The 25,194-nt window shown below is 70.7% G+C and carries 18 protein-coding genes and 1 pseudogene; 13 read left to right on the top strand and 6 right to left on the bottom strand.

Annotated elements, in window-relative coordinates; genetic code table 11:
• The first annotated feature begins 42 nt into the window (after nt 1-42).
• From ACK1X7_RS40275 to ACK1X7_RS40310, 8 genes and pseudogenes are all read left to right on the top strand, one after another.
• The gene (locus tag ACK1X7_RS40275; protein WP_413116429.1) at nt 43-1,977 is read left to right on the top strand and encodes a glycoside hydrolase 5 family protein; all 1,935 of its coding nucleotides are present in this window, start codon (nt 43-45) and stop codon (nt 1,975-1,977) included.
• Nucleotides 1,974-4,235, top strand: a complete 2,262-nt coding sequence (locus ACK1X7_RS40280; RefSeq protein ID WP_390793438.1) for a glycoside hydrolase family 3 N-terminal domain-containing protein — start codon at nt 1,974-1,976, stop codon at nt 4,233-4,235. Before ACK1X7_RS40275 ends, ACK1X7_RS40280 begins: the two co-directional genes overlap by 4 nt.
• Before the next feature lie 114 nt (nt 4,236-4,349).
• Nucleotides 4,350-6,278 carry a glycoside hydrolase family 5 protein gene (locus ACK1X7_RS40285; protein WP_390793437.1) on the top strand — a complete coding sequence of 643 codons (1,929 nt, stop codon included), beginning with the start codon at nt 4,350-4,352 and terminating at the stop codon, nt 6,276-6,278.
• 112 nt (nt 6,279-6,390) lie between these two features.
• A complete protein-coding gene (locus ACK1X7_RS40290; RefSeq protein WP_385138999.1) occupies nt 6,391-7,230 on the top strand; it encodes an ABC transporter ATP-binding protein in 840 nt (279 codons plus the stop codon).
• Complete coding sequence (locus ACK1X7_RS40295; RefSeq protein WP_385139002.1) at nt 7,227-8,132, top strand: ABC transporter permease; 906 nt, start codon at nt 7,227-7,229, stop codon at nt 8,130-8,132. Before ACK1X7_RS40290 ends, ACK1X7_RS40295 begins: the two co-directional genes overlap by 4 nt.
• Before the next feature lie 60 nt (nt 8,133-8,192).
• A complete protein-coding gene (locus tag ACK1X7_RS40300) occupies nt 8,193-9,347 on the top strand; it encodes an ABC transporter substrate-binding protein (protein WP_413116430.1) in 1,155 nt (384 codons plus the stop codon).
• A 186-nt stretch (nt 9,348-9,533) separates the two neighbouring features.
• Entirely contained in the window at nt 9,534-10,919 is a 1,386-nt protein-coding gene (locus ACK1X7_RS40305; RefSeq protein ID WP_390793435.1) for a cytochrome P450, read from the top strand.
• Between the two features lie 153 nt (nt 10,920-11,072).
• Nucleotides 11,073-11,330, top strand: a pseudogene (locus tag ACK1X7_RS40310) (recombinase family protein); the annotation flags it as partial.
• A 308-nt stretch (nt 11,331-11,638) separates the two neighbouring features.
• On the opposite strand, the gene ACK1X7_RS40315 reads toward ACK1X7_RS40310, so the two are convergent.
• Entirely contained in the window at nt 11,639-12,358 is a 720-nt protein-coding gene (locus ACK1X7_RS40315) for a 5-formyltetrahydrofolate cyclo-ligase (RefSeq protein ID WP_413116431.1), read from the bottom strand.
• A gap of 16 nt (nt 12,359-12,374) precedes the next feature.
• A complete protein-coding gene (locus ACK1X7_RS40320; protein ID WP_390793433.1) occupies nt 12,375-13,691 on the bottom strand; it encodes a transcriptional regulator in 1,317 nt (438 codons plus the stop codon).
• A gap of 714 nt (nt 13,692-14,405) precedes the next feature.
• Here ACK1X7_RS40320 and ACK1X7_RS40325 point away from each other — a divergent pair.
• From ACK1X7_RS40325 to ACK1X7_RS40345, 5 genes are all read left to right on the top strand, one after another.
• A complete protein-coding gene (locus ACK1X7_RS40325; RefSeq protein ID WP_093470651.1) occupies nt 14,406-14,645 on the top strand; it encodes a hypothetical protein in 240 nt (79 codons plus the stop codon).
• On the top strand, nt 14,642-15,091 hold the full coding sequence (locus tag ACK1X7_RS40330) for a hypothetical protein (RefSeq protein ID WP_093466426.1): 450 nt from the start codon (nt 14,642-14,644) through the stop codon (nt 15,089-15,091). Before ACK1X7_RS40325 ends, ACK1X7_RS40330 begins: the two co-directional genes overlap by 4 nt.
• Before the next feature lie 638 nt (nt 15,092-15,729).
• Nucleotides 15,730-17,310: an amidase family protein gene (locus ACK1X7_RS40335; RefSeq protein WP_390793516.1), complete on the top strand. Its 1,581-nt coding sequence runs from the start codon at nt 15,730-15,732 to the stop codon at nt 17,308-17,310.
• A gap of 144 nt (nt 17,311-17,454) precedes the next feature.
• Nucleotides 17,455-18,396, top strand: coding sequence for an NAD-dependent epimerase/dehydratase family protein (locus ACK1X7_RS40340; protein ID WP_385139010.1), 942 nt, complete (start codon nt 17,455-17,457; stop codon nt 18,394-18,396).
• Between the two features lie 71 nt (nt 18,397-18,467).
• Nucleotides 18,468-21,869, top strand: a complete 3,402-nt coding sequence (locus tag ACK1X7_RS40345) for an aminotransferase class I/II-fold pyridoxal phosphate-dependent enzyme (RefSeq protein WP_385139013.1) — start codon at nt 18,468-18,470, stop codon at nt 21,867-21,869.
• A gap of 22 nt (nt 21,870-21,891) precedes the next feature.
• Here ACK1X7_RS40345 and ACK1X7_RS40350 read toward each other — a convergent pair whose 3' ends face one another.
• The 4 genes from ACK1X7_RS40350 to ACK1X7_RS40365 all read right to left on the bottom strand — a co-directional run bounded on the left by ACK1X7_RS40350 (nt 21,892) and on the right by ACK1X7_RS40365 (nt 25,151).
• Complete coding sequence (locus ACK1X7_RS40350) at nt 21,892-22,461, bottom strand: toxin (RefSeq protein WP_216345503.1); 570 nt, start codon at nt 22,459-22,461, stop codon at nt 21,892-21,894.
• A 13-nt stretch (nt 22,462-22,474) separates the two neighbouring features.
• Nucleotides 22,475-22,915: a helix-turn-helix domain-containing protein gene (locus ACK1X7_RS40355; RefSeq protein ID WP_014056442.1), complete on the bottom strand. Its 441-nt coding sequence runs from the start codon at nt 22,913-22,915 to the stop codon at nt 22,475-22,477.
• Between the two features lie 322 nt (nt 22,916-23,237).
• Nucleotides 23,238-24,392: an MAB_1171c family putative transporter gene (locus ACK1X7_RS40360; protein WP_390793431.1), complete on the bottom strand. Its 1,155-nt coding sequence runs from the start codon at nt 24,390-24,392 to the stop codon at nt 23,238-23,240.
• A gap of 30 nt (nt 24,393-24,422) precedes the next feature.
• Nucleotides 24,423-25,151 carry a WHG domain-containing protein gene (locus ACK1X7_RS40365; RefSeq protein WP_390793430.1) on the bottom strand — a complete coding sequence of 243 codons (729 nt, stop codon included), beginning with the start codon at nt 25,149-25,151 and terminating at the stop codon, nt 24,423-24,425.
• Between the last annotated feature and the right edge of the window lie 43 nt (nt 25,152-25,194).

Below are 25,194 nucleotides of genomic sequence, written 5' to 3' on the forward strand. Positions count from 1 at the left end.
CGTCCAACCCCCCACCCGCACCACCGACACCCGAGAAGGACCATGCGACGCCACAGCGCCCAGCTCATCCACCAGCCCGCCGTCCTGCCCTGGCTCGGCGCCAACTTCTGGTCCCGCACCGGCGGGCCCCTGATGTGGCGCGACTACGACCCGAAGACGGTCCGCGCGGAGCTGCGGGTGCTGCACGAGCACGGCCTGACGATGACCCGGTCGTTCTTCTACTGGCCGGACTTCCATCCGCAGCCCGACCGCGTCGACGAGACGCTGTGCGAACGCTTCCGCGACTTCCTCGACGCCCACACCGAGACCGGCATGGGGACGGTGCCCACCTTCATCGTCGGCCACATGTCGGGCGAGAACTGGGACCCCGCCTGGCGCGGCGGCCGCGACCTCTACGAGGACGTGTGGATGGTCGGCCGCCAGGCGTGGTTCGTGTCCCAGATGACCCGCCGCTTCAAGGACCACCCGGCCGTCACCGGCTGGCTCATCACCAACGAGATGCCCGGCTACGGCCGGATCTACCAGGTGGATCCGCCCTCCTCCGATGTGGTGACGGCCTGGGCGCAGGCCATGTGCAACGCCGTACGGGCCGCGGGCGGCACCCAGCCGGTCTCGCTCGGCGACGGCGCGTGGGGCATCGAGGTCACCGGCCGCGACAACGGCTTCTCACTGCGCGACACCGCCGAGTACGTGGACTTCGTGGGCCCGCATGTGTACCGCTCGGACACCGACCGGCCCCGTCAGCACCTGCGCGCCGCCTTCGAGTGCGAACTGGCATCCGTCACCGGACAGCCCGTCGTCCTGGAGGAGTTCGGCCTCTCCACCGACACCGTCTCCGACCGGAACGCGGCGGTCTACTACCGGCAGACCCTGCACAACTCCCTGCTCGGCGGGGCCACGGGCTGGATCGCCTGGAACAACACCGACTACGACGACCTGTGGGACCGCTCGCCGTACGACCACCACCCCTTCGAGATGCACTTCGGCATCACCGACAGCACCGGAGCCCCCAAGGCCCCGCTGCTCGAACTCGCCGCGTTCGCCGATGTGTTGAAGGACGTGGACTTCGCACACTGCCGACGCGCCGACGCGGACGCGGCGCTGGTCGTGCCCGCCTTCCTGGAGCGCGGCTACCCCTACAGCAGGCCCGCCGACCGCCCGCTGATCTTCACCTCCCTGCACCAGAGCTACGTGGCCACCCGCGCCGCCGACCTGCCGGTGGGCTTCACCCGGGAGGCCGACGGACTGCCCGGCGACGCGGCCCTGTATCTGCTGCCCGCCACCCGCCAGCTCACCACCCGCACCCGGCGTGAGCTCGAACGCCGCGCCCACGCGGGCGCCACGGTCTACCTCTCGTTCTGCTCCGGCGAACACCCCGGGACCCGCGGCCCGTGGTTCGACGACCTGGACGGGCTGTTCGGCGTCGAACTACAGCTCTCCTACGGTGTCGCCGAGCCCATCGAGGACGATGTCCTGGAGATGACGTTCACCGAGGACTTCGGCGGGCTGAGCGCCGGGACCTCGCTGCGCTTCCCCGTCGCGGGCAACGAGGACAGCCGGGCGTATCTGCCGGTCGTGCCGCGCGATGCCCGGGTGGTGGCCGTCGACGCGCACGGGCGGCCCGCCCTCCTGGTGCGCGACACCGGGCACGGCCGCACCGTCCTGGCCACCTACCCCCTGGAGCACATGGCCGCCCGCACCGCCCGTGCCAACCCCGAGGACACCCACCGGCTGTACGCGGCGCTCGCCGATGTCGCCGGGGCCCGCCGCCCGGTGACGGTCGACAGCCCCCATGTCGGCGCGGACCTCCTCGTCCATGACGACGGGCGCCGCTTCGTATGGCTGGTCAGCCAGAGCCCCGACGAGCTCACCGTCCGCCCCGTCGCCGACGGCACCCTGCGCGACCTCGCCTCCGGCGCACCGGCCGCGGAGGTGTCGCTCGGCCCGTACGGGGTGCGCGTCCTGGAGCTGCGGTGACCGGCCACCTCTACCGCGACCCGGCCGCGCCCGTGGCCGACCGGGTCCGCGATCTGCTGGGGCGTATGACGCTCACCGAGAAGGTCGGCCAGGTCAACCAGCGCATGTACGGCTGGCACGCCTACGAACGGGACGGCGACGGCCACCGGCTCACCGGCGCCTTCCGCGCCGAGGTCGCCGCGTACGGCGGAATGGGCGCCCTGTACGGGCTCCAGCGGGCCGACGCGTGGTCCGGCGTCGGCTTCGCCGACGGCATCACGGCGGCGGACGGGGCACGGGTCGCGGGCTCCGTGCAGCGGCATGTCGTGGAGAACACCCGGCTGGGCATCCCGGTGCTGTTCGTCGAGGAGGTACCGCACGGCCACCAGGCCCTGGACGGCACCGTGTTGCCGGTCAACCTCGCCGTCGGCGCCACCTGGGACCCCGGGCTCTACGAGGCGGCGGCCGCGGCCGTCGGCGCGGAGCTGCGGGCGCGCGGCGGCCATGTGGCGCTCGTCTCCGCCCTCGACCTGGTGCGCGACCCGCGCTGGGGCCGAGCGGAGGAGTGCTTCGGCGAGGACCCGTATCTGGCGGCGCGGCTCACCGAGGCGCTGGTGCGCGGCATGCGCACCGCCGATGTGGCCGTCGTGCTCAAGCACTTCGCCGGACAGGGCGCCACCGTCGGCGGACGCAACAGCGCGGCCACCGAACTGGGCGCCCGCGAACTGCACGAGATCCATCTGGCGGCGGCCCGGGCCGGGATCCGCGCCGGGGCCGCCGGGGTGATGGCGGCCTACAACGAATTCGACGGCCTGCCCTGTGTCGCCAGCCGCCCGCTGCTGACCGAACTCCTGCGGGAGAAGCTGGAGTTCGACGGCATCGTGATGGCGGACGGCACCGCCGTCGACCGGCTGGTCCGGCTCACGGGCGACCCGGTGGCCGCGGGGGCCCTGGCCCTGAACGCCGGATGCGATCTGAGCCTCTGGGACGCCTGCTTTCCGCGGCTGGCCGAGGCGGTCGCCCAGGGGCTCGTCACGGAGCGGACCCTGGACACCGCCGTGGCCCGGGTCCTCACGCTGAAGTTCCGCCTGGGCCTCTTCGACCAGCCCTCTCCGCGCGCCGGTGAACAGCCTTATGACCCAAGTGAGTTGAGCGAACGCATCGCCCGTGCGTCCATCACACTGCTCGCCCACGACGGGGGAGTGCTGCCGCTGGCACCCTCCATCCGCCGGATCGCCGTCCTCGGCCCGAACGCCGACTCCATCGCCCAGCAGATCGGCGACTACACCGCCCCGCAGCGCCCCGGCTCCCACCATGTCACGGTCCTGGACGGCATCCGGTCGGCCGCCCCGCCGGACACCGAGGTCAGCCATGCGCCCGGGTGCGATCTGGTCGGCGGCGACCTCTCCGGTGTCCCCGAGGCGGTCGCGCTGGCGGCAGCGGCGGATATCGCGGTCCTCGTCCTGGGCGGGTCCAGCGCGCGGTCGGGCGACACCTCCTTCGACACCAATGGCGCGGCCGTCGTGACCTCGGCCGACTCCGCCGGTATGACGTGTGGCGAAGGCGTCGACCTGGCCGATCCGCGCCTGCCCGACGGACAGTTGGCGCTCCTGGACGCGGTGGCGGCCACGGGCGTGCCGGTCGTCGTGGTCCTCGTCCAGGGCCGTCCGCACGCCCTGCCCGACCTCTCCGGCACCGCCGGAGCGGTGCTGAGCGCCTGGTACCCGGGGCCGTGGGGCGGACGGGCCGTGGCCGATGTGCTGTTCGGCGCGGCCGGGCCCGAGGGGCGGCTGCCGGTGTCGATCCCCCGGTCGGCCGCGCAACTTCCGGTGTTCTACAACGCCAAGGACCACGGCTACCGCGGCTATGTGGACCAGCCCGCCACCGCCCGATACGCCTTCGGCCACGGCCTGTCGTACACCACGGTCGCCTTCGAGCCGCCACGGCTGTCCCGGGCCCGCGTCACCCCGGACGATCCCACCCTCACGTGCCGGGTCACCGTGCGCAACACGGGTGAGCGGCCGGTGCGCGAGACGGTCCAGCTCTATCTGCGGCGGCTGTCGGGCGGTTCCTCCTGGCCCCGTGTCCGTGAGCTGCGCGGATTCGCCCGCCTCGACCTGCGGCCGGGGGAGGAGGCCGACGCCGTGTTCGCGATCGACGCCGGCACCCTCGCCTCCGTCACCCGGGACCTCGGCCTCGCCGTCGAACCCGGAGAGCTGATGCTGGAGACCGGACCGTCCTCCGCCGCGACACAGGGGGCGCGGCTGGTGATCGGCTGATGCCCGGCCGGAAGCGGGGTGTTGGGCCGGGGCGTACTCGACACTTCGGGCGGGCCGTCCTACAGTCACGTGCCCGGCAGGGACCGCCCGGCCGCTGACCCAGGGGAAGGCCGCATGCCGATCAGGAGATCACTCAGGTATCTGACGGGACTCGCGGCGACCCTCGCGCTGCTGGCCACGGCGCCGGGGCCGGTCGCCGCCGCGCGACAGCCGGCCGCGCCCGCCGCCCGCGCCACCGCCCCGGCCGCCACTCCCGCGGCCGACACCTGGCAGCCGCCGCTGTCCACCCGCGGCCGGTACATCGTCGACGCCAAGGGCGACCGCTTCCGGCTCAAGTCGGCCAACTGGGACGGTGCGCAGGGGTCGTGGACGGGCAGCGGCAGCATCGACGACCCCGCCAACCACCACGCCGGCCAGAATTCCCACGGCATACCCCTCGGCCTGGACCGGGTCCCCCTGCCGACCCTGCTCGCCGACTTCCACCGGCTCGGCATCAACAGCATCCGGCTGCCGTTCTCCAACGAGATGATCCACGCCACCGCGACCGTGCCGGACAGCGCCGTGGCCGCCAACCCGCAACTGCGCGGGAAGACACCGCTCCAGATCTTCGACGCCGTGGTGTCCGCCCTCGGCCGCGACGGGTTCGCCGTCATCCTCAACAACCACACCAACACCACCCGGTGGTGCTGTGGAGTCGATGGCAACGAGCGGTGGAACAGCGGCCAGACCACTCAGCGCTGGGTGGACGACTGGGTCTTCATGGCCCGCCGTTACGCCGATGAGCCACGCGTCGTGGGCGCCGACCTCTACAACGAGGTGCGCCGCGACATCCTGGACGACCCCAACTGGGGGCTCGGCGACGCGCACGACTGGTACGCCGCCGCGCAACAAGCCGCCGACCGCATCCTCACCGACGGCAACCCGGACCTCCTCATCGTCATCGAGGGCATCAACTGGACGGGGATCCCGGTCGACGGGCTGCCCCATGAACGGCCCACCCTGGCGCCCGCGCGCACCCTCTCGCACACCCTCGTCAACGCCCACAAGCTGGTCTACTCCGCGCACTTCTACGGCTACACCGGCCCCCGCCACAGCGGCGCCACCGGCATCGGCGAGACTCACGACCCCCGGTACCAGGACCTCAGCCGCGACGAGCTCCGTAAGGTCCTCACCGACCAGGCGTTCTTCGTCGCCGAGGACACCGGACGGCACTACACCGCACCCGTGTGGATCAGCGAGTTCGGCATCGGCGCGGCCGAGACCGGCGCCCGCCCGCGCGCCTGGTTCACCAACCTCACCGACTACTTCGCCGACCACGACGCCGACTTCGCCTACTGGCCACTGGTGGGCTGGGAGGGCAGCGACGACTGGGCGCTGCTGCGCTACGACTCCGCGGGCCACCGCACCGGAGTCCTCGACCAGGGCGACTGGCGCACCACGCCCTGGCAGCGGCTGATGACCGCGCCCGAGCACACCGGAACCGTCGACCCCGTCCCCACCTGGCGCATGCTCGCCACCGACCACGGCGACCAGGTGCAGTCGCTGATCGAGCGGGCCCACGGCGACTGGGATCCGGGCGCCTACAAGGCCGCCTGCCCCGACGGGCTGCGGCTGATCGGCCTCGGCCACACCGCCGGGCGCGGACTGTGCACCGACACCGGCGCCGAGGACCCGCGTGCCCCCGGCACCGCCCATACGGTCGTCACGGACGAGCGGTATGTGCCCGCCGGTGGCGACTGGGCCTCCGGCCACACCAAGTTCCAGTGCCCCTCGGACAACTTCCTGATCGGCTACAGCCGCCGTGGCGGCCGGGTGTCCGCCGCGCTGTGCGCCCCGGCCCGCACCCCGCTCGGCACCACGGGACGCACCGTGTGGTTCGACCGGTCCGACAACCGGCCCGCCGACGCCGCCGGGGGCGACTTCGCCCACGGCGCCTACAAGGGGCAGTGCGCGGCCGACGAGTACGCCGCCGGAATCGCCTTCACCACGCGGGTGGGCAGCTCCGGGAGCCCGGACGCGCTGCTGTGCCGCCGGCTGTCCTGAGTCCGCCAGTCGTACCGCGACCCTTGCCCGGATCTGACGGTCCGTCATATCGTGAGGTGGTGCGCGCAGCCGTTGTCGCACGACACCCGCCGAACCGGATCAGGAGTTACGGGTGGAGCCGCACACCACACCCGGGACCGCGCCGAAAGTACGTGCCCGCGCGGTGACCCGCACCTTCGGGCACGGAACCCGGCAGGTGCACGCCCTCGGACCACTCGATATGGACATCCAGCACGGGGAGTTCTGCTGCATCGTCGGCCCGTCCGGCTGCGGCAAGTCCACCTTCCTGCGCATCGTCGCCGGACTCGTCCGCCCCAGCGGCGGTGAGGTCGAGCTGCGCGCCGGCCGGCGCCATCCGGCCGCGATGATCCCGCAGGACTACGGCATCTACGACTGGAAGACCGTACTGGCCAACGTCCGCTTCGGCCTCGATGTGCAGCGCGTACCACGCAAGGCCGCCGACGCGCGGGCCAGGGACTGGCTGGCCCGGCTCGGTCTCGGCGACTTCGCCGACGCCTACCCCGCCACCCTGTCGGGCGGGATGCGGCAGCGCGTGGCCATCGCCCGCGCGCTCGCGGTGGAGCCGGAGGTGCTGCTGCTGGACGAGCCGTTCGCCGCGCTCGACGCCCAGTTGCGCACCATCCTCCAGGACGAGCTGCTCGCGGTGTGCCAGGCGACCCGTACCACCGCACTGTTCGTCACCCACAGCCTGGAGGAGGCGATCGTGCTCGGGGACCGGGTGGTGGTGATGTCGGCCAGACCCGGCAGGGTGATCGCCGAACGCCGCCCGCCGTTCGAGCGCCCGCGCACCGGGGCGATGCGCCGCGCCCCGCGGTTCGCCGCGCTCCAGTCCGAGCTGTGGGAGCTGCTGCGCGACGAGGTCCAGCGGGCCGGGCCCGGTGCCGCCGCTCCGGCGGACCCGGTGTCGGACCCGGCGGGGAAGCCCTCATGAAGAGCGAGAGCGCGCCCGCCTCGGCCCGGACCGCCCGGCCCGGTGACAGCGGCGGCGGGCCGGCCGAGACCGTGCTGGTGCGGCGCCCCGGACCGGGGGAGCGCGATCCCGTCCGCGCCCACCGGCGGCGCCGCGGCATCGAGCTGGCCCTCGCCCTCGCCGTGCCCGCCGCGCTGATCCTGCTGTGGCAGCTCGCCGCGGATCGGCACTGGATCGACTCGCGTATCTATCCCGCGCCGTCCACCATCGCGGCCGACGGCTGGCAGCGCGCCGCCGACGGCAAGCTGTGGCCGGATGTATGGGCCACGCTCCAGCGGGTGGTCGCCGGGTATGCGCTCGGCACCGCCGCGGGCTATCTCTTCGGGCTGCTGATGGGCGCGCTGCGGATGGTCCGCGCCGCGCTGGAACCGCTGCTCGACGCCCTGTACGTGGTGCCCAAGCTGGCGCTGCTCCCGGTGTTCCTCAATATGTTCGGCCTCGGTGAGGGCCCTCAGATCGCGCTCGTCGCGACCACCGTCTTCTTCTTCGTCTGGATCTCCACGATGGCCGCCGTGATGGGCGTCGCCGAGGGCTACCGGGAGGCCGGGCAGGTGTTCGGCGCCGGGCCCTGGCAGATGTTCCGCCATGTCCTGCTGCCCGCCTCGCTGCCGCAGGTCCTGGTCGGCATGCGGGTCGCCTCCGGAGTGGCGGTCCTGGTCATCGTCGCCTCCGAGCAGATCGCCGCGAACGACGGCCTCGGCCACCTGATCTTCGACTCGCGGACGCTGTTCCAGAACGATGTGATGTTCGTCGGCATCGTCTGCGTGGCCGTACTCGGCGTGGTCTTCTCCGAACTCGTCCGCTTCATCGGCCGTCGGCTCACCCCCTGGGCGCCGCGGGACCGTGGCCGCCCCCGGCCCTGACCCTCACCCAGGCCCTGACCCTCACCCCGGCTCCGACCCCCAGCCCCGGAAGGCGGCACCATGGCACGGAGACTCTTCCTCGCCCGCGCCCTGATGACGGGCGTGACCCTGTTCGGCGTCCTCGGCTCCCTCGCCGCCTGCGACGCGCAGACCTCGGAGTCGGCGCGCTCCGGCACACCGGGCAAGCCCCGCCCCATCACCCCCGTCGCGGGCTGCGCCAAGGGCTGGACCGACCCCGCCGACGCGTCCGCCGCCCGCGCGCCCGCCCGCTGCTCACCCGGCGCGCCCGCGCCGAAGCCGCTGAAGAGGAAGACGAAGATCGTCGTCTCCGCCAGCACACTGACCGCCGAATACCTCGCACCCCTGCGGATCGGCATGGAGAAGGGCGAGTTCAGTAAGGAGAAGCTGGACGTCGAACTGAAGCTGCTGCCCACTCCGGACGCGCTTCCGCTGCTCGCCAAGGGCGATATCGACGTCCAGTACGCGGCGCCGGAGGCCGCCGTGCTCAACGGCATCCGCCAGGGGTTCGACATTCGCTGGGTCGCCGGGAACTTCACTCCCGCGCCCGGCTCCAAGAGCGGATTCTGGGTCAGGCTGAAACCGGGGGAGACGGCGGGCGAGGTCAGCCTCAAGGGCCGTACGGTCGGCACACTCATCGGCAAGGGCTCGGTCATCATGTACCCGATGGAGAAGGTGCTCGCCGCGCACCAGGCCGACGTGGACAGCGTCCGCTTCCAGCAGCTCGGCCCGGCCGAGGTCCTCACCTCGCTGAAGAACGGCGGAGTGGACGCCGCATGGCTGCTCGACCCGGTGTGGCGCCAGGTGGACGGCGACGCGGGCTACGCCTTCCTCGGCGGCCAGCCGCGCGGCGAACCCCTCGGCGGGCTGCTGTTCGGCCCCGATCTGCTGACCGGGAACCCGGACGCGGGGGTGGCGTTCCTGCGCGCCTACATCCGCACCGTCAACACCTACTTCGCCGGGGACTACAAGAAGGACCAGGCATTCCTCGACGACCTCGGCGAAGCGCTCAAGACCGAGCCGGACACACTGGCCGCCGTACCGTCGCTCCGCATGGACTGGGAGATCCGCGCGGGCACGGTGGACCGGCTCCAGAAGGCGTACGCCACCGCCGGGGTCGTCGAGGGCGACCCCCTGCCCGAGGACCGGGTCGTGGACCGCTCGTTCTACGCGGAGGCGGTCGGCCACAAGCCCTGACGCGCTCCACGACCTGGGCCATGGAGGTCCGCCACGCTGTTCAGCCCGCCGAACGGCCGATAGTGTGGCCTGCGCCGTAGCGGGCCGACTCTCGCTCCGTGCCGCGCGTCGGATGCCGTGTGGCTTCCCCCACACGGACCCCGCGGCCCGGTCGGAATGGCCCAGCTGTCGCACTAAGGACATGAAATGCACTTCCCTGCTTCCGCGCCGTCCGAGCTGGCGTCCCTGGCGGTTGAGCCGCTGGTGACACGGGACTTCGAGACCCGGCCCGCCGCGGTCTACGCACGCCTGCGGGCCCGGTACGGGCCGGTGGCACCCGTCGATCTGCACGGGGTGCCGGTCTGGCTGGTGCTTGGTTACCGCGAGGTGTGGGAGGTGCTGCGCGACGAGAGCGCCTGGAAGAAGGACGTCCAGCACTGGCGGTGGCTGCGCGAGGGCCGGGTGCCGTCCGACTGGCCGCATCTGCCCGGCTACCAGGTCAGCCATCTGCTGGTCCAGGACGACCAGCGGCACAAGGCGACACGCGCCGCCGTGGAGGAGGCACTCGCCCCCTTCCAGGACTCCGACGCGCCCCAGTCCTGGGAGCTGGCGAACGCCGTCTCCCGCCACGCCGACGAGCTGATCACCTTCTTCGCGGACGGCAGCGAGAGCGGATGGGTGGACCTCGGCGCGCAGTTCGCGCGGGCGCTGCCGCTGATGGCCGTCAACCGGCTGTTCGGCTTCCCGGTCGACCAGGGCGACGACGTGTTCATGGACTCGTGGCGCATGGTGGACGGCGGCCCGGACGCCGCCGCGGCCGTGGGCCGGCTGGTGGCCGCGACGACCGAACTCGCGGCGTACAAGAGGCAGCACCCCGGTGACGACCTGACCACCCGGCTGCTCGCCATCGAGCCCCCGCTGACGGTGGAGCAGATCGGCCTGGAGCTGTACGCGATCATCGTCATCATGTCGGAGCTGGTCAGCCACGCCATCACCAACAGCGTGCTGGAGGTGCTGGCCGGGGAGGCCGGGACGCGGGCCGGACTGATGGCGGGGCCGGTCGAGGAACTGGTCAACCGCGTGCACATAGCCTCGCCGCCGTGGGTCAACCTCACCTTCCGCTTCCCCGCGGTCGACACCGACCTGGGGGATTTCCGGCTCGCCGCGGGCGATGTGGTGGTGCCCTCCATCGCCGCCGCGCACGGCGACCCGATGTTCGCCACGCCCGGCAGCCAGGACGCGTCGGTGAGTTCGCGTGCCCATCTGGCGTGGGGCGCGGGGGCGCACCAGTGCCCGGGCCGGGGGCTGGCCGACATGATCGTCACCACGGCGGTGGGCAAGCTGTTCGAACGGTGTGACTTCGAACTGGGCCTGCCCATCGACCAGTTGCCCTGGCGCTCGTCCACGCATGTACGCGGCCTGAAGTCCTTCCCGGTCCGGTACCGGATGCGGACGCGGCGGGCCCCGATGCCCCCGGCCGCCGGAGCCGCGGCGCCCGCCCCGCTGCCGGAGCCCGCGGCACCCGCCCCCGCCGAGCCGGAACGGCCCCGCTCCGCGCTCTGGCGCTTCCTGGCGAGCCTGCGCCGAGGCTAGGGGATGGATGGTCCGGGCGGAGCGTGACGCCTGCGGCGGGCTGTTCCCCTCCCTGCCCCTTCCCGATGCTCCAGATGGGTAGTTCTGGGATCGACAGTGGTGGTAACGCAGCAGTTCAAAGCAGTCTCGCACCCCTTGCGCTCCCCCCGGGGCATGGAGACGAATACGACGGTAGGGGTCGGCGTCACTGAGACGCTGCGCGGGGTCCGGTGTATCCGGCTGTCAGTGCGGACGGACGAGACCACCAGCCCGGAGCGGCAGCGGGAGGCCGACGACATAGCGGCGGCGACGCTCGGTGTCGACTTCGGGCGGGGCAGCGGGGTCCGTGAGGCTGTGGACCTGGATGTGAGCGCGTCGAAGGTCGGTCCGTTCGATCGTCCGCAACTCGGCGGATGGCTCGCCCGCCCCGATCCTCACTCGTGAGGAGTTCGACCAGGTGGCCGCGCTGTTCGCGTCCCAGTCCCGTGCCGAGGGGGCTGCGCAGCGCAGCGACTGTGGCGCGCTGCTGTTGCGCGTCATCCACTGTGAGGGGTGCGGCGGGCGGATGTACCTCAACAAGTCGTCGGGCAACTATGGGTGTGCCTCCTGCAAGTACGGGACGCACTGCCCGCCTAAAACGGCAGCTAATCCCTGATCCATGATTCCCCGTTCGCATTGTCCTGTCGAGCATCGAAACCCCCGTTCCCGCCCACCATGGCAGGTGCGGGGGCTTCAGCCTCTCACCGGCTACTTGGCTTGCGATTTGCCAGCGCGGGAATTGCGGCGATGGAGTCAGAGGTAAGGCGTTCCCAGAAGATTCCGGGCGGACGTGGATGGGGTGGACACTCGATAGTTTCATCTGGAGTAACAATAAGGTCCACTCGAAAGTCGTGTTCGGACTCGGGTAGCTCTTCTTTCACGACTTGGAGAGAGTGAACCGTAGTCGCGATAAGTGTGTTCGGGCCGATGAGGCCAGCTTCCTGCAGTAGGGCTACTTCAATATCGGAGTATCCGGCGCCTTTCCCTAGCCGTACACCCTTTGAGTTAACGGCAACACTTCCGCACACGATCAAGTCAACGACCGGCATCTCATGCACGCCTACCGGCTGCGCGACTCTTGCTGCTGTTCGCCGTTCGGCGGCTTCGATCGGCGGAATGCTGAGACTTTCAGGGTCCAAGAGGTAGAAAGGATTCTCCGTCGCCAGCTTCGGCGATGCCATATAAATCCGTTTGCCCTCTTGGAGCGCCCGAGCACGTACAGGCAACTGGGCTTTGTCTGGAACCGCCTTGATGACGCTTGCAGTCTGCCAGGCAAGATGTTCAGCGAGACGGGCAGCAGCAGAGTCCGCACCGATGAAAGAAGGGATACGGCCCGTCACGTCCCCGTGCGTGGGCTCCAGTCGAGCCCAGACGCGTTCGCGGACGGCTTGTTTGGCATGCTGAACTTGCGCCCTATTCATCGATGCCTCTTTCTGCTTATGCGGATGCAATGAGATTCAGAAGCCGGTCATTGAGTTCATGTACTGCCGGGACGGCTCGCCATGGTTGCAGTTCACGACCTGCCTGAAAGATGAGGTTCAGCCCGCCGCCGCCACGGTTACGTTCTACAACGTCAATCGCTTTGCCGAGCGTACCCGCAGCTTCGTCTACCTTCCTTTGTCGAATGTACGCAAGAGTCAGATTCCCCAGGGCGATAGCATGAGATTTTGACCCCTCACGCAACTCTTTAGCTGTGTCCTCTAGGACTGTCTGCGCGCGAGTAGTTTCATTTAGGAAAAGAAAGCAAGACCCAGTCAATCGCCCGAACTGCCCAGGAGAGAACATCGACACGCCAGCATCGTTGGTGCTAACTTGACTGAAATGCCATTCGGCGTTTCTCAATGCTTTTTCGCAGTCTCGGCGTTGCTGCAACATCGCGTAAGCCTCGGCCGTGTGTAGCACAGCCAGTCCCGCAAGAACATGGCTGGTATTCTCAACCGTGTCGGCGGAGCGCTGTGCAATTTCTAGACCGGTACGCGGATTCTTCTCGCCATATAGGGAAACAAAAGAAGTACGCAGTAAGGCCAGCCCCTCGGCAACGGGGTCGTGTAATTCGCGTGCCGCCTCGGCAGCTTGAGCGAAGTAAGCGCGAGGGGTGTCGTGGTCGGTCCTCCCCGAAGCATCCCAGACCAATTGCCCCATTAACGTGGAGGCTTCCGCCTGTGCGGCATAGAGGTCTCGGCGAACAGCATACGTGGTCGTGTGAGTATGCCAGTACGCGAGTTGCCCTAAATGCTGCCCGATTTCGGCGATTAGCGCCGTAGACGGCTCAGTGACATAGCGCGCGTCCAGGGTTTGCACTTGTTGCCGGAGTTCAGCCACCGCCAATAGGTCAAGGCTTCCGGGGTTCTCCTGCACGTACTGAGTACGCGCTTTGGCCTGCGAATCAGTCACAGCCTCGACGGTAGTGCCGGTGTTGGTGGTTCCGTCAATGTCATTTGGGGAACCCTCCCATGGCCGTTTCGGTAGTCCGAGCATTTCGCCGAGAATGCCGAAGCCGTCGGAAATACGTTCGATCACTTGTTGGCTGCGTACGCCACGTACACCCCGGATGATGTCGCTCACACGGGAACTCGTCATTTTGCCGATGGCGGCGGCCATGGCCGCATGGCTTGAGCCTGTACGCCTGTTGACGAGGCGGAAGATCTCCTGGAAGTTGCGGGTAGCGCATGCCCGCTGCATGGCCTCGCTCCTGAGGAGCGTGTCAGGAATCGTCAGCGGGTAGCCAGCGCGTTGCGTCTCGCGTTCGTCCATGGCCCACCTAGCAGGGACGGAGGTGATCTCCCCAGCGTAGTCCCCGGTTCCTCGCAACGGGGTTCCCCAAAGTCGCTTGCGGGGTTCCCCATTCGCGGTTCTCTCGGAGGTCTGCCGCCTTGAAGCTCATGGAACACGTGCAGTGCGCCCCAAAGGGTGCCCCCGCGACGGGCCAACGTCCGGGGGCGCGGGCCACCTGTACACATGAGAGAAAGGACAGGCAGCCGTGCGCAAGAGTAGCCACGATCACCCGAACGTGGGGATGCTGGTACGAGATACGGCCACCGACCGCCTGGGTAGCTACATGGGCCGGGGCGAACCATGCTTAATGCTCGGGCCCCAGCACGGTGGCAAGGAATGGCAGGCACGCCCGGAAGACCTTCGCCCGGCAGAGGTGAGCCGTGCCTGAGCGCGAAGTCTCCGAACACCCCCGCGCCGCTGACATTGAGCAACTTCAAGCCGCGTACCTCATGCACCGGACCGAGTGCCAGACGTGCACGCCCGACCAGTCGTGCGACATAGCGCGACGGCTGGAAGAGGCACGACGTGCGGCAGGGGTGTCATGAGTGCGAATTGTGCGGAGTGCGCCCGCCTGGAGCGCGAGAAGGAAGAGGCGCGTCAGGCGGGGGACCTGAGCAAGGTCACCGACTGTGCCGTGTTACTCAAGCGCCCCCCGACCACAGCAAGAGGAGCGCTCTCTGGAAGGGGGCGGGCATGAACCGGGCCACGTACCGTTTCCGTGAGTTCCAGCTCATCCCCGACACCGAGCCTGACGCCGAACCGATCACATTCGCCATGCAGTGCGCGGTGTGCGAGCAGACCGGGGAGCCCGGCGACGAGCAGGCCGCCGCGCACGCATGGGCGACCGGCCACCTGAAGGCGAACCCGGAGCACTTCACCTATCGGGAGATCAACACCCGCCCCTGCCGGTTCGAACCGGGAGCGTGGCAGTGACGCGAACCATCCTTAAAGGCTCGGACCTGGTGCTCAGCGCCGAACGCGCCCAGGGAGCGCCGGACGGGATCTATCTCGCCGAATGCATGACGTGCCCCGCCATGTCGGGGCGGGTGGACAGCGATCCCGGTCCCGTCGCGCGCTGGGCCATCCTCCACACCCAGCAACAAGGGCTGAATCACGGTCAGTTCCTCGTGACCGTTGAGCGTCACTGGCGCGTGGACCCCATACGGCCCCAGGACGGACACGGCACGGCTATGCCGCCCCCGGCCCGCAGCGCCGGCCAGGCGCCCGCCACGCACCGCGCCCCCGGACGCTGGGGTGCCTGCTGGCGGCGCGTCGTGGCGTGGCTGGGGCGATTCGCCGGACCGCTGGTCCTGACCATGTTCATCGTGACCGCCGGACTCGGCGGCTACCTCATCGGGACCGGCCAGGACACCGGCTGACCCGCTGAAGCGCCCGCACGGCCGGGGACGCTCCCCCGTAGCCTCCAGTCGCGCGGGAACGGTGGCTCTCCCGACCGGACAAGCCCCGAGCCCGATGGGCAGACGTGCCCACGCCGAGCGGACGCGCTTGAGGCTCCCGCCCCGGTCCGCCCCTTCACCGGAGCGCCGCGCACCGCGCGGTCAGAGCGCCACCAACCAGCCCCGCCCCCGACTGATCACGACCGGGGGCGGGGCACTTCCATGCCCGCTGACCTGCCGGTATGCTCCAGAACACTTACTTACGAGCATCGGGGCTTCCCGAAACTGGGGCTCCGCCCCAGACCTCGGACTGGAGCTGCGCCCCTGGACCCCGGGTTGGGGCTGTGTCCCCAGGGCCCGGGTCTGGGTTGCGCTCCAGGGCCCGGGTCGGGGCTGTGCCCCCAGAGCCCGGACTTGGGGCTGCGCCCCCGGACCGAGGCTGTGCCCCAGAGCCGGGGTCCAGGGGCGGAGTCCTTGGTAGCGGGAAGGGGCGGGGAGGGGACAGATCCGCCGGACACCCGTAGGCGTCCGCGCCCAAGCTCGGCGCGTAACCCCCTTGTGCTGGACCGCCGGCCCGTAGTCCGCTGACCTCCATGAGGAGCATGAGGGTCATGAGCGCTATGAGGAAACCGAGCCTCGCCACGCTGGTCGCCGCCCTGGTGGTGGGCTCCCTCTGTGCGGGCGCACCTCGACCGCGGGCCGAGGCCGCCGAGGCCGGCGGCGGCATGTCGTCGCCGCCGACCGCTTCCCCCGCCGAACTCGGCGTCGATCTCGACACCGTGACGATCCCCGAACTCCAGGCGCGCATGGCGGGCGGCTCGCTGACCTCGTCGGCGCTGACCAGCGCCTATCTGCGGCGGATCAAGGCCATCGACCCCACGATCCACGCGGTGCTGCGCACCGACCCGACCGCCCTGCGGCAGGCGGCCGCCAGCGACGCCAGGCACCGGCACGGCGCCACCCGTGGCCCGCTCGACGGCATCCCGGTCCTGCTCAAGGACAATGTGAACACCCGCGGCCTGCCCACGACCGCCGGATCGCTGGCACTGGCCGGCAGCCCACCGGACACGGACGCCGCCCTGGTGACACGGCTGCGCGCGGCGGGGGCGGTGATCCTCGGCAAGACCAATCTGTCCGAGTGGGCCAACTTCCGCGCCACGAAGCCGACTTCGGGGTGGTCGGCGGTGGGCGGGCAGACCAACAACCCCTATGTACTCGACCGGAACCCGTGCGGGTCATCCGCCGGTTCGGGCGCCGCGCTCGCCGCCTCGCTGGCGCAGGTGGCGGTCGGTACCGAGACCGACGGCTCCATCGTGTGCCCGGCCGGGATGAACGGGGTGGTGGGCCATAAGCCCAGCCTCGGCCTCGTCAGCCGGGCCGGAGTGGTCCCGATCTCCGCCGAGCAGGACACCGCGGGGCCCATGGCGCGCAATGTGATCGACACCGCGCTCACCTTCTCGGTGCTCAGCGGCGACCGCACCGCGGCCGGGCCGACCAGCCCCGGCGCGCTGCGCGGCAAACGGATCGGCCTGTGGCGGCTGCCCTCGCTCGGCCCGGAGGTGGATGCCGTGATGACCCGGACCGCGAAGCGACTGCGTACCGCGGGGGCCGAGGTCGTCGAGGTGACGCCGCCGTATCAGCAGCGGCTGGCCGAGCTCGAATTCCCGGCGCTGCTCAGCGAGTTCCACCGCGACATCGACGCCTACCTCGCCACCCGCGAGGGGCCGCGCGACCTCGCCGAGCTGATCGAATTCAACCGCGCCCACCCGGCGGAGCGGACCTGCTTCGCCGGTCAGGAGCTGTTCGAGCAGGCCCTCGCCGCGCCTGCCACCACCGACCCCGAATACCGGGCCATGCGCACCGAGTTGAAGGATCTCTCCCGGCGTTCCATCGACGAGACCATGGCCACCCATCACCTGGACGCCATCGCCTCGCCGACCAACCCGCCCGCCTGGACGACGGATTGCGCACGGGGCGACAACGACGTGATCCCGTCCTCGACCCCCGCGGCGGTGGCCGGATATCCCTCCCTGTCCGTGCCCGCCGGGTTCGTGGACGAGCTGCCGGTGGGCCTGCTCCTGATGGCCGGTGATCACGAGGACACCGAGCTTCTGTCGCTGGGTGCCGGGGTGGAGCGGCGACTTCACGCCTGGCGGGCGCCGCGCTATCTGCCGACGGTGGGGACCGGCGCCTCCCGCTGAGGTGTCCAACCCGTGGCGTCCGGCCCAGTGGCACCGGCCGGACGCCACCGTTCACCAACGAGATCGGGACATCTTCCGCCGCACCCGAACGGGCGTCGGGAAGTCTGCCCCAATGGCCATGGATTCTCGCGCTAGTGTGCGCGCGTGAGCCTTCATGTCGTCATAGGATTCGGGCCCGCCGGAGCGGCCACCGCTCGGTTACTGGCCGAAAAGGGTCATTCGGTACGGGTCGTCACCACATCGGGCCGAAGCCCGGAACCGGGCATCGAGCATGTCGCGCTGGACGCGACGGACAGCGCACGACTGACCGAGGCCGCGCAAGGCGCGGCCGCCATCTACAACTGTGCCGCACCGCCCTACCACCGCTGGGCGAGCGACTGGCCCCCGCTGGCCTCGTCGCTCTGCGCGACCGCCGAGGCGACCGGGGCCGTCCTGGTCATCCTGGGCAACCTCTACGGCTACGGCCCGGTCGAGGGCCCCATGACCGAGGAGCTGCCGCTCGCGGCCACCGGCACCAAGGGGCGGGTGCGCGCCGCCGTGTGGGAGCAGGCGCGGGACCTCCATGAGCAGGGTCGGATCAAGGCGGTCGAGGTACGGGCGTCGGACTTCTTCGGGCCCGGAGTGACCGACGGCGGGCATCTGGCCGCGCGGGTCATGCCGAAGGTGCTGCGCGGCAAGCCGGTCTCCTCGCTCGGGGACCCGGACACCCCGCACAGTTGGAGCTATATCCCCGATGTGGCCGCCGCCCTGGCCGAGGTCGCGGGCGAGGAGCGGGCCTGGGGCCGGGCCTGGCACGTACCGACGGCGCCCGCGCGGTCCACCCGGGAGATGGTCGACCGCCTCGCCACGCAGGCGGCCACCGGGCCGGTCGCGGTGCGCAGGCTGCCGTCCGCCGTGCTCGGTCTCGCGGCGCTGGTCTCCCCGCTGCTGCGCGAACTGAAGGAGGTCCGCTACCAGTTCGACGCTCCCTTCGTCATGGACGCGAGCGCCTACCAAGCCGCGTTCGCCGTGCGCGCCACCCCCGTCGACGAGCAGGTCGAGGCGACGGTCGAGTGGTGGCGTGAGCGACTGTCCACCGCCGGGTGACATCCGTGACAGCGAAGGGATCCCCAGTGGGTTCAGCGGGAACGCGGCGTGATGACGTCGCGATCGTGGGAATGGCCTGCCGGTTCCCGGGGGCGCGCAACGTCAACCAGTACTGGCGGCTCCTCAACGAGCCGCGGGCGCAGTTCGCCGCCGTCCCCGACTCGAGGTGGCGCACCGCCACCTTCCTCAGCGACAACTTACGTGACTCGTCCGCGGCCTATACGGACACCATGGCCCTGCTGCCGGACGTGGGTCACTTCGACGCGGCGCACTACGGCATTCCGCCACGGCGGGCCAGATCGATGGATCCGCAGGGCCGGCTGCTGATCGACCTGGCCCGGGAGGCGATCCAGGACGCCGGATGGGAGGCCGAGGGCTTCGACCGCGAGGAGACCTCGGTGATCACGGCGCTCACCGAGAGCGGCTACCGCGAACTCAGCACCATGCAGATCCGGATGCGCCAGCTCACCGGCGGCGAGTTCGGGGCGCGGGCGAGTGACCCCCGGTGGCCGGAGGCGGTCCGCGCGGTGGACGGGCTGCACGGCTCCTCGGTGGCCGGGCTGCTGCTCAACATGGGCCCGAACACGGTCAGTTCGGTCTTCGATCTGCACGGCGAGAGCTATGCGCTGGACTCCGCCTGCTCCGGTGGACTCATGGCCGTGGCCAACGCCGTCTTCGCACTGCGCGCGGGGCGCTGCCGGATCGCGCTCGCGGGCGGCGCCCAGCTCATCCTCGCCCCGGACCTGCTGGTGGGGCTGTGCCGGATCGGCGCCATCTCGCGCAGCGGCAGATGCCTGCCGTTCGGCGCGGAGGCCGACGGCTTCGTCCTGGGGGAGGGCGCCGGGGTCCTGGCGCTGCGCCCGCTGGCCGACGCGCTGGCCGCGGGTGACCGGGTCTACGCGGTGATCCGGGGTGTGGGCACGGCCAACGACGGGACGGTGCAGGGCGGTATGCACCCCCAGCCGGCCGGTCAGCTCAGGGCCCTGCGCCGGGCCTACCGCGACGCGGACCTGGCCCCCGAGGCGGTGGGGTACCTCGAGGCGCACGGCACCGGAACCACGGTCGGCGATCCGGTCGAGGTGGGTGTGCTGCGGGAACTGCGGGGCGAGCGGGGCGCACCGGCCTTCCTCGGCGCGGTGAAGGCGGTGGTCGGGCACGCGCTCAACGCCGCGGGGATCGCCGGACTCGTCAAGACCGTGCTGGCCGTGCACCGGGGGGTGATACCCCCGCAGCCGGACTTCGACCTGGCCGACCGCTCCGGACTCGACGCCGCGCGGCTGACCATCCCGACCAAGCCGACCGGCTGGCCCGAGCCCGGGCAGCCGCGCCGGGCGGGGGTGAGCGCCTTCGGCTTCGGCGGCACCGGTGTCCATCTGGTGGTGGAGGAGTACGCCACCGCCCCGGCCCGCCCCGCACCGGACGGCGGACCGCGTCTGCTGGTGCTCAGCGCCCGCGACCGGGCCGGGCTGGCCCGTTATGCCCGGGAGCTGGCACATACCCTCGCCGATGACCGGCCGCCGCTGGCCGGGGTGGCGGACACCCTGGCCCGCCGGGCCCCCCTCGCCGAACGGCTCGCCGTGGTGGCGGAGGACGCCGCCGACGCCGCCGCCCGGCTGACCGCGGCGGCCGAGGCCGTCGCGGCGGGCCGCACCGGAGATCTCGGGGCGGGGCTGGCGGTCGGTACGGTGCCACCCGGTGAGCCGCCGGAGGCCGCCGTACCGGAGCCGGGCACGCTGCCCGCCGACGCCCGCCCGGCCGCACTGGCCCGGCTCGCACAGCGCGCGGTCACCGGCGCGGGCCTTGGCCCGATGCGGGAGCGGATACCCCCCATCACCCTGCCGCCGAGCCCGCTCGCCCCCCGCCACCACTGGGTGGTGGACGAGTCGGCACGCGCTCCCGAGGAAGCCGACACCGCCTCCGCAGCCGTGGGGGAGGGCCGGACCCCGGAGGGCTCGCCCGCTGCGGCGCGCGGCGGCGGGGCCTCCGCCGGGTCCATCGTGCTCGAAGAGCTGTCGCGGACCGGTGTCTTCCCGCTCGCCGACCTGACCGAGCGGATGCAACTGGTGACCGACCTCGGCTTCGACTCCCTGATGCTCCAGGAGCTGGAGGTCAACATCGGCAAGCGGATACCGGGATTCCGCACCGAGGAGATCTTCTCGCCCGACCTCACCGTGGCACGGCTGGTCGCACTGGTCGATCCGCACCTCACGCGGGAGCCGGCCGCCGGTGCGCCACTGCCCCGGCAGACGCGGGCGGACTGGGACGCGGCGACCGCGTGCGCCGATGACTTCCCCGAGGTGCGGCAGTTCGAGGAGCGCCTGAGCGTGATCACCGGCAGCGGCGCGGACTTCCCGTACTTCCGGGTCCATCAGGGCAACATCCGTGACACGACCATGATCGACGGACGGCCGTATCTCTCCTTCGGCAGCTACAACTACCTGGGGCTCTCCGGCCATCCGGCGGTCAACGAGGCCGTGCACCAGGCGGTGGACCGGTACGGCACCTCGGTCTCCGCGAGCCGGGTGCTCTCCGGCGAACGGGAGCTGACCGTACGGCTGGAGCGGGCGCTCGCCGACTTCCTCGGCGTCCCGGACTGCCTGGCGCTGGTCAGCGGCCACGCCACCAATGTCACCGCGATAGGGCATCTCGTCGGCGCGCGGGACCTGGTGGTGCACGACGCGCTGGCCCACGACAGCATCCTCCAGGGCTGCGCCTTGTCCGGGGCGGCGCGGCGCCCGTTCCCGCACAACGACATCGAGGGGCTGGAGGACGCGCTGCGGCGCAACCGGTCCCGGTTCAGACGGGTGCTGATCGCCGTCGAGGGCGCCTACAGCATGGACGGCGACCTGGTCGACCTGCCCGCCGTGATCGAGCTGAAGCGGCGCTACGGTGCCCTGCTGATGGTCGATGAGGCGCACAGCATCGGCACCGTCGGCGAACGCGGCCGTGGCGTCGGCGAGTTCTTCGGCGTCGACCGGTCCGGCGTCGATCTGTGGATGGGCACCCTCTCCAAGACGTTCGCCAGTTGCGGCGGCTATCTCGGCGGCTCGGCCCGGATGGTGCGGTGGCTGCGGCATACGCTGCCCGGCTTCGTCTACAGCGTCGGGCTGACCCCCGCCAACGCCGCCGCGGCGCTGGCCGCCGCCGAGCTGATCCTCGCGGAACCGCACCGGGTGGCCGCCCTGCGGCGCAACGCGGAGCTGTTCCTGGGCCTGGCCGGCGCGGCCGGTCTGGCCACCGGCTCCAGCGCCCACACGCCGATCGTGCCGTGTGTGCTCGGCGACTCGGCGCGGACCCTGCGCATCGCGGACCGGCTGTTCGAGCGCGGTGTCATCGCCGATCCGATCTTCCACCCGGCCGTCGAGGAGGGGCTCGCCAGGCTGCGGTTCTTCATCACCAGCGAGCACCGTGAGGACGACATCCGGCGCACCGTGGCCATCCTGGCCGAGGAGGTGGCAGCCACCGGGGGATGAGGGGGACACCGTCGGATCCACGTCAGATCAGGGTGCGTTCGATCCGGCTGAGCATGGCGTCCTGACCGGATTCCGCGGAGTCCTCGGCCGGGGCGGTGCCGTGCCGCTCCTCGGTGCCGCCCACCCGCTGGGAGAGCAGATAGGCGATGATCTCCGCCTCCTGCTCCTGGACGTCGTCGTAGGTCGCGCGCAGGAGCATGTCACGCACGAGGTCGGGGTCGAGGTTGGGGAAGAGGAGGCGGGCGCTCGCCTCGTCCAGCCAACCCGCCCCGCGATGGCAGCAGATGATGTGGCCCAGCTCATGCAAGATGATGTGCTCCTGATGCGCGCTGGTCGTGTTGGCGTCGTAGAAGATGAGGTCCTCGTCGCGGGCGGCGACCCACATGCCGCACGGGTGCGTCGCGGGCATCTGCATCGGGACCAGCGTGATGGGGCGGCCGCGGACCTCGCCGAGATAGCGGCAGAGCTCGGCCACATCGGCCATCTCCGGCAGGTCGAGGTCGGCGATCCGCCGCGCACCGGCCTTCCGGAGCTTCTTGAGCTGACTGCGCCGGTCGTGGTCGGCCGACCGTCCCTTGTTGGCGCCCCTCACCCAGCCGCACCCCTCATTCCTGGTCCGAGGTGTCGGTGACGGGCGGAAGGCCCTGAAGCTGCCGGTACTGGTCCATGATGGTCGTGATGGCCTCGAGGTTCTCCTTCTTCATCCCGGCCGCCCGCATCGCCACGGCGCGGACCCCGGCCTGCCGGAGCGCCTCGATGGCGGCGACCTCGCTGAGCACCGACTCGGCCACCTGGTCGTCGAAGAAGTAGGCCACCGACACGCCGAAGAAGCGCGCCAGGGCGGCCAGCAGGTCCGGTGAGGGATTGGAGCGCTTGCCCGTCCGCAACTGCGACAGATACACACCCCCGACCTTGAGCTCGGGGTTGGCCCGCTTCAGCTCCTCCGCCACCTCGGCGTTGGTCCAGTGCTTGCCCTTGGGACGAACCGTCTTGAAGAGGTTGTCCAGACGCACTGCCAGCGTGGGCCGGTCGTCAGTCTCGGACATGCGAATCTCCCTCCCTCACCTCCTCGGCTTTGCCCCCGGCTAATCGTCAGTTTCGCAGATTAGCGGTCAGTTGACAATCTGGCCCAACTCCGCCAACGTGGACCTCGCCGATAGCTGCCAGCTAACTCCGCTCACGGGGGTGGCCGAGTGGGTTGTCAGTCCTATCGGCCCAGCTCGGCCCGGCCTTCCAGGGCGGTGCCGAGCTGGGCCGGGCGGGGGCCACCCGCTCGGCCCGGAAGAGGAAAACGGGGGAATCACGGGGGAAATCCCGCTCGGCCTGACGGGGGCAGACCGGGCGGGATCCCTCTCTCGGCGCTCTTTCTCAGCGCGTTTTGGCCAGCCGCCGGTAGGCGGACGCGACCTTGGTGAGCCAGACGACCTCGGCGGTGAAGTTGTCCGTGTCGCGGTCCTCGAAGTCGCCGGTGTCCGCGTTGTCATCGGGAATGGTGCCGGTGCGCTTGGCGTGCAGGGCCTGCCTGATCTGCGCCGCCTCGGCGAACGCCTGCCGGGACTCCTCGCTCCCTTTGGGGTCCGCCTGGCCGTCGCCGCCCGAGGTGCGGTCGATGTAGGGGCGCAACTCCCGCCAGCCGTCCCGTATTTCGATCACCCGCCGGTGCAACCGGTAGTCGAGGTCGGAGACCGCGGCCCCCGGCGGCTCCAGGACGATGTCCGGGGAGGACTCGTACAGATCCCGCCACAGCGGATACAGGGCCCGGTAGGACCGGTAACCGCGCGCCCACTCCAGCAGCTTGGTGGCCGAGGGCCCCCAGGAGGAGATCGTCAGGGCCAGCGAGAGGGTGACGATGCCCAGCGCGCTGAAGACGTTGGCGGCAATGGTCCAGCCGCCGATGTCGAGCCCGCCCGCGGCCGTGAGGATGTTGACCACCCTGGCCAGGCAGTAGAGGAACAGGATCACCGCGGCGACGGAGAGCATCCGCAGCGCCTGCCCCAGCGAGGTCCTGCCCGCCATCCGGGCGTAGGGCACGCACTGGCGCAGGATGGTCATACACGGAACCGCCTGGGAGACCATGAAGACCAGGAGGTAGGTGAGGATCAGCGGCTGTCCGCTGCCGGTGTTGAAGTCATCGGCCGGCCGCCCGGGGCCGTCGGCGATGAAGAACAGCGCCGTCAGCAGCGCGTCGAGGGCGACGCCGATGAACAGCCAGTAACGGGCCCTGCGCCCCGACTCCTCGGTGGCGGACGCCCAGTGCAGCAGGATGATCTGCGCGCTGACACAGAAGGCCACCGCCGACAGATGCATCACCAGGATCGCGAGGTTGCCGACGCCCAGGAAGCGCTCGCTCCCCATCGCGAAGGCACCCATCGTGAAGGTGAGGCACTGGAGCAGCAGGGTGATCACGAGAGTGCGGTAGGCGGTGTCCCGCCAACTGCGCCTGACCTGGAACAGCCGGTAGATCAGCGCGGCATACGACGAGAGCGCCGCGATGGCGAAGAGAAAAGTCTTGATGGTGGTCACGGCCCTTTCCCCCACAGGTGCCGAACGGTTTCAGTCGGTGTGCTCGCCCAAAGGAACCACGAGTCCGATCCCCTCGGCCGCCACCGCGATGGCGTAGTCGAAGAACGCGGTCTCGTCCCGGACGCTGTCATGGGTACGGCTGAAGACCTGGAAGACCAGCAGCCCGACCAGACTGCTCCACAGCACGATGCCGCGCTCGATGAGGTCCGAGAACGGAGCCTCGGGCACCCCGCCGAAGAGCGCCTCGGCATCCGGCAGAAGCAGCGACGGCCCCGGCATCTGACGCCGGGGCGCGCTGAGTTCACCGGCCTCCAGCGCCGAACGCACGATGCCGGCCAGCACCGCGGGGGTGCGTGAGGCGGGCGGGACCGTGTCCTGCGGGGCGTGATAGCCCGGCACGGGCGAGCCGTAGACCAGCGTGAACTCGGCCGGGTTGGCGAACGACCAGCGCCGCAGCGCGCGGGTGGCCGCGAGGAGCCGCCCGCCCGCCGGCGCCCCGGCCTCCCTGGCCGCCTGATCGGCCTGCTCCATCGCGGCGCCGGACTCGTTGTAGGCGTCGATGAGCAGCGCGGTCAGCAGCGCGTCCCGATGCGGAAAGACGGCTTCCACATCGCTGACGGAGAGTCCGCCCTCGCTGGCGACGGCGTCCAGGGTCAGCCCTCCGGCCCCCAGTTTCACCAGCAGTTGGCGCGCTGTGGCCTTGATGACCTCCTGCGGCCTGGTGTTTTCATCGGCGGAAGCTGTTCCGGAAACATCCATGGGCCAAACCGTACCGGTGCGACCGCGCTTCGCGCCCTGTGGA

It is taken from the genome of Streptomyces sp. CY-1, assembly GCF_047218265.1.
In the GTDB taxonomy this organism is placed as follows: domain Bacteria; phylum Actinomycetota; class Actinomycetes; order Streptomycetales; family Streptomycetaceae; genus Streptomyces; species Streptomyces niphimycinicus.